This is a genomic window from Ureibacillus suwonensis, from assembly GCF_042655065.1.
In the GTDB taxonomy this organism is placed as follows: domain Bacteria; phylum Bacillota; class Bacilli; order Bacillales_A; family Planococcaceae; genus Ureibacillus; species Ureibacillus suwonensis.
Window position 1 is genome coordinate 1 of record NZ_JBHSNQ010000137.1, and the last position, 2,738, is coordinate 2,738.

Consider the following 2,738-nt stretch of genomic DNA (forward strand, 5'->3'; position numbering starts at 1 on the left):
CCCATATCATCTCTTTTCATGGCGAGAGCTATAGACTGTCCCACGCATTGTCGAAAAGGAATTAAATGGGTGGCAAACCTCTGCATTTTTAATTGCATTTCTCTGCACTTTTCTATTGCAAAATACAGGGATCAATGAGATTGGGTAACTCCTTATATTTCTTTCATCTTTATTAATGTAATCATGAAGTTGACCTTCATATACCTGTTCCAATCCGTTTATTACTTGTAAATCGTTCGGAGCGATAAGGGATATCGGTTTTCTAAAATCAACAACGTTACTATTTTTTAATACTGACGCCACAAATTGTGAACAAAAAAATGCTTTCTTTCTTTTTATTGGTTTATTGATGATAAAACCAAATAACCCGATAAAATTATAACGAAAGTCTTCTTTTTGTTTATCCATTTTTGTTACATATGCTTTCATCTTTTTTAATTGTTCATCGGTTACTGAAAGTGAATAAATGATACAATTGGCATTTTTAAATAAACCTTCCTCTACATTCTCTTTAACAAGTCCCCCATCAAAAGGGTTATTCACTTTTTTCCGTCCAAAGCTATATACCTCTGATAATTCAGCATCAAAGGATATTGATGCATGATTATAAGGTTTTTTTGTAAATATTTTGATTAACCTTGTAAATAGTGTACCTGTATCCGTTAAAAGAATATATATCTTTTTTTCTTTCATCATTCGAATATCCCCCTTATCTGTTATCGAATGGTGTATTTAATATACAAAACAAAACATAAAAAGATCTTAATGGAATTCTTAAGAATCTCTTAAGTTTTACAAATGTTGAATGGAATGCGATTCATAGTGTTGACATTTTATATCACCTGTAATATATTTATTACAGGTGAAACAAAATGTCAACATAGGGGGGGTAAAAAATTAGTGAGGCTTAGATTGACTAATGAATTCGTTATTTATTTTCTCATCAGAGTTAGTCTCGTGATTTTTATCCGATTGACCGAGTTGTTCCGATTAAGTTCAGCCTACACTCATATTCACTTAGCCGGTTGGGGAATGATTGCATTGGCAGGAATGATCTACCACGTTTTTCAAACAGCGGGTGCGACCAAATTAACACAAGTTCATGATCAATTTCTGATGATTGGAATACCACTGTTATGCATAGATATAATTTTTTCTAGACTGGGACAATATGAAATAGGTAGTTTAATCAATTGGGTTGGCGGGATTCTCATCCTTTTCGGTGTAATATTTTTTGTCATTAACGCTATGAATAATGTGAGAGTAATGGCTCGATCATGATTAAAGAACCTGTAAATGGTGATGAGCTTCTAGCCTTATTTGAAGCCCTTTCCAATCCACACCGTATGAGAATCATCGCTATTTTGGCTAATGGAAGACAATATGTCAGTCAATTAGCTCGGGAAGCTGAAATGAGTCGTCCTTTACTTTACATGCATCTACAAAAATTAGAAAATGCCGGCATTGTAAATACTAAAATGGAAGTTTCCGATGATGGAAAAGCAATGAAATACTATGAACTTGTAAACTTTGATTTCCATATTACACAGGACTTAATCAAAGAGGCTGTTAAAACATTATCAATAAAAAAGAAAGAAGGTAAAAAATAATGAGTGAAGAAGTCATTTGGGGTTTAGCAGGAATGGCATTTGTAGTATTAGTTGTGGCAATTTTGTTCATTCCAATTGCAAAAATCGCACAAACAAAAATTCAAACAACCAAAGAAGAAGTCTATCAAAAATTAGCAGCAGAAGCAATTGAAGCACAAAAGGAAACAAATAGAATTAACGAAAAACTTGCAGATGAAATTTCAGATTTAAAAGAAAAAATCGCTTCAATTGAACGTATTTTGAAAGAAGTAGAATAGCAAATCTGTTTGATAAACGAAGGGGGATCCAAAAGGTCTTCAATGACTGATGGATCCTCCCTTCTCTATTTTTATGCTATTTTTCGTAGGATGCTCATTGCCTGAGGGACAATATGTTTTATCCATATTATGTTGCCAAAATTTCTATTTAACAGTACTTTTATTAGTACATTTACATATACAATGAGAAATATTGATCATATATTAATTAATAAACTAGTTAAAGAGGTGTCACCTTGCGACTGGGATCATGTGGAAGTTGCAAAGAGCCTGAAAATCAACCAAGTCTATTTTCATCTCAGACAGAAGTGGATTTGTCAATTCCCTTTGGTGTTGGTACTGAAACACCGGTATTAATGTTATCCGTTCCAACCACATCAAATGCTCAATCTATTTTTATTAATGGACTTGTTCAAGTTCAAAGTATAATTCCGTTAGGTTTATTGTCATATCAGTATGGAGTCAGATTAAGAATCCGCCGAAATGGAACTCTTTTGTTTACTCAAACTTTACAACAAGGAAATTCTATTACATTAACTTTATCTTTTACACAGATTGGCGCCATTCCAATTTCTATTGTTGATACGAATCCTACTCTCGGTACTAATAATTATACTGTTACATTAGAGTTTTTTCTGAGGTCTGCTACTGGAGTATCTTACCGCTCAATCGCGCTCTATTAATGCCCTAGTGATATAAAATATCCTACTGTTTAGGTAAAACTCTTAATCGTTCATATACTTAAAAAAGAGGCTGGGACAAAACCCCCTCTAAAATGGAAACAGCCCATGAAATTTTGGAATGAAATTTCATGGGCTGTTTTTCATTTTTTCAATAAAAAATAAGGACCTCTTCTGTTAAAATTAAGTTA

General features: G+C 33.0%; 4 protein-coding genes. 3 read left to right on the forward strand and 1 reads right to left on the reverse strand.

Features of this window, described 5'->3' with window-relative positions; translation table 11 throughout:
* Positions 1–6 precede the first annotated feature (6 nt).
* A complete protein-coding gene (locus ACFPOH_RS11270) occupies positions 7–696 on the reverse strand; it encodes a hypothetical protein (RefSeq protein ID WP_390309699.1) in 690 nt (229 codons plus the stop codon).
* Positions 697–1,277: 581 nt separating this feature from the next.
* Between ACFPOH_RS11270 and ACFPOH_RS11275 the strand changes: the two genes are divergently transcribed.
* The 3 genes from ACFPOH_RS11275 to ACFPOH_RS11285 all read left to right on the forward strand — a co-directional run bounded on the left by ACFPOH_RS11275 (position 1,278) and on the right by ACFPOH_RS11285 (position 2,550).
* Positions 1,278–1,610: an ArsR/SmtB family transcription factor gene (locus ACFPOH_RS11275; RefSeq protein WP_173662337.1), complete on the forward strand. Its 333-nt coding sequence runs from the start codon at positions 1,278–1,280 to the stop codon at positions 1,608–1,610.
* Positions 1,610–1,867 (forward strand): hypothetical protein, encoded by a 258-nt coding sequence (locus ACFPOH_RS11280; RefSeq protein WP_342581632.1) that lies wholly within the window; start codon positions 1,610–1,612, stop codon positions 1,865–1,867. The genes ACFPOH_RS11275 and ACFPOH_RS11280 overlap by 1 nt, the downstream gene beginning before the upstream one ends.
* Before the next feature lie 236 nt (positions 1,868–2,103).
* The gene (locus ACFPOH_RS11285; protein ID WP_342581633.1) at positions 2,104–2,550 is read left to right on the forward strand and encodes a hypothetical protein; all 447 of its coding nucleotides are present in this window, start codon (positions 2,104–2,106) and stop codon (positions 2,548–2,550) included.
* The last annotated feature ends 188 nt before the right edge of the window (positions 2,551–2,738 follow it).

Coding starts and splice junctions, on each gene's coding strand:
- ACFPOH_RS11270 (WP_390309699.1), bottom strand. CDS start 696: ATGATGAAAGAAAAAAAGATATATATTCTTTTAACGGATACAGGTACA.
- ACFPOH_RS11275 (WP_173662337.1), top strand. CDS start 1,278: ATGATTAAAGAACCTGTAAATGGTGATGAGCTTCTAGCCTTATTTGAA.
- ACFPOH_RS11280 (WP_342581632.1), top strand. CDS start 1,610: ATGAGTGAAGAAGTCATTTGGGGTTTAGCAGGAATGGCATTTGTAGTA.